This window comes from Natrinema soli (assembly GCF_028618695.1).
Genome location: NZ_JAQIVI010000243.1, coordinates 1 through 1918 on the forward strand (window position 1 = coordinate 1; position 1918 = coordinate 1918).

A 1918-nucleotide genomic window follows, 5' to 3' on the forward strand; every position below is an offset into this window, starting at 1 on the left:
GATGAAGGCCTTGATCGTCTCGCCGCGGCGCTCGTCCGGAATCCCCGCGACGGCCGCGTCGGCCACTCGCCCGCGCGGCACCGGGTACCGGGGCGGGCGATCGTCGATACGTCGAACAGCTTCCTCTGGCACCAGTCGGGGCTGGCGGGAATCCGCTACATGGTCGAGCGGACGGGTCGCCCGCTACAGGAAGCCGCGTGGGGAAGTATCGGCACGTTATTGACCTCGAGACAGATCCGGCTGGCCCGCCAAAAACGAGACGTGCTCGCGCCGTGGAACAAGTGGGAACCCGAGCGATTCACCGACGTCGAGACGCTGCACGCGGCCGACCGCGGCGGCTTCACGTTCGCCCCCGAGGTCGGCTTCCACGAGGACGTCCACGAGATCGACTTCGCGTCGCTGTATCCGCGGATAATCTGCGAGCGCAACGTCAGTCCGGAGACGGTCGGCTGTGACTGCGGGTCCGGCGACGAGGCGGCTGCGACCGAGGAGTCCGCCGCCGACGCCGGGACGCATCGCGTCCCCGAACTCGAGTACGAGATCTGCGAGACCGACGGGTTTCTCCCCGCCGTCCTCGAACCCTTGATTTCCGATCGGGCCGACAGAAAACGGCGACTCGAGGCCGATCTCCCCGAGGTCGAGGCTGCGCGACGCCGCGCCGAGTCGGGCGCGATCAAGTGGGTTCTCGTCTCCTGTTTCGGTTATCAGGGGTACCGAAACGCGAAATTCGGTCGGATCGAGTGCCACGAGGCGATCAACGCCTACGCCCGCGAGATCGCACTCCGAGCGAAACGGCGGCTCGAGGACGCGGGCTGGCGGATCGTCCACGGCATCGTCGACAGCCTCTGGGTGACGCCGCGGGTCGACGAGCCGGAGCCGCTCGAGGCCGTGATCGGCGCGATTTCCGAGACGATCGGGATCCCCCTCGAGCACGACGGCAGCTACGAGTGGGTGTGTTTCGTGCCGTTGCGCGACTCGATCGGGGGTGTCGGCTCCGTCGAGGGAACCGGCCCCGGCTCGACGCGCGCGAGAGGGGGAGCGTCCGCGGGCGCGTTGACGAAATACTTCGGCAAGCGAGCGAGCGGCGAGTACAAATTCCGCGGGATCGAGCTGCGCCAGCGGAGTACGCCGGCGTTCGTCGCGGACGGTCAGCGCGCGTTCGTCGAGGCGCTCGACCGTGAGCGCGACCCCGAAGCGGTCTGCGACGTTCTTGGCCGACGATTGAACGAGCTTCGGGAGGGACGTGTCGATCCGGCGGCGCTCGCGATCACGAAACGCGTCTCGAAGTCCCTCGACGACTACGGCCGGCGGACTCACACCGTGGCCGCGCTCCAGCGGTACGAACGCCGCGGGATCGATCGCCACCCCGGCCAATCGGTCGAGTACGTCGTCGCGGACGACGATTCGCGCGGCCCCGAGCGCGTCCGACTCGCGCTCGATACCCCCTCGGAGTACGACGCCGACTACTACGCGACGCTGCTCGTGCGGGCCTGCGAGAGCGTCGTCTCGCCGCTGGGCTGGGACCGCGCCCGGATCAGGAACTCGTTGCGCGACGGCCGGACGGTCCGACTGTCGACGTTCGTCGACTGACCGCGAACCGGTTCTCCGGCCCGTGAACCGGCTATCACTGACCGCAGGACGGTACTCGTCGACGACGGAAACCGACAACCGCCGAGTATGTATCGCGACTCTCACTCGACGGTGAAATATAGGTTCGAGAAGGGATTCAGCGCTAGGTTTACACCGGCTGCCCGTGTTTCACACCTATATGGCTGCTTCCGATTCTTCGTCAGATGCTCTCCGGTCCCGCGTCTGCCGTCAGGAGGCTCTCGCGGAACTCGGCCAGCGGGCCCTCGAGTCGACCGATCTCGACGGGCTGCTGGCCGACGGGGTCGATGCCGCCCGGGACGCGCTCGCG

The 1918-nt window shown here is 67.8% G+C and carries 1 protein-coding gene; it reads left to right on the top strand.

The window, feature by feature from the left end:
• The first annotated feature begins 159 nt into the window (after nucleotides 1-159).
• Nucleotides 160-1590 (top strand): DNA polymerase domain-containing protein, encoded by a 1431-nt coding sequence (locus tag PGX04_RS15740; protein WP_377042855.1) that lies wholly within the window; start codon nucleotides 160-162, stop codon nucleotides 1588-1590.
• The last annotated feature ends 328 nt before the right edge of the window (nucleotides 1591-1918 follow it).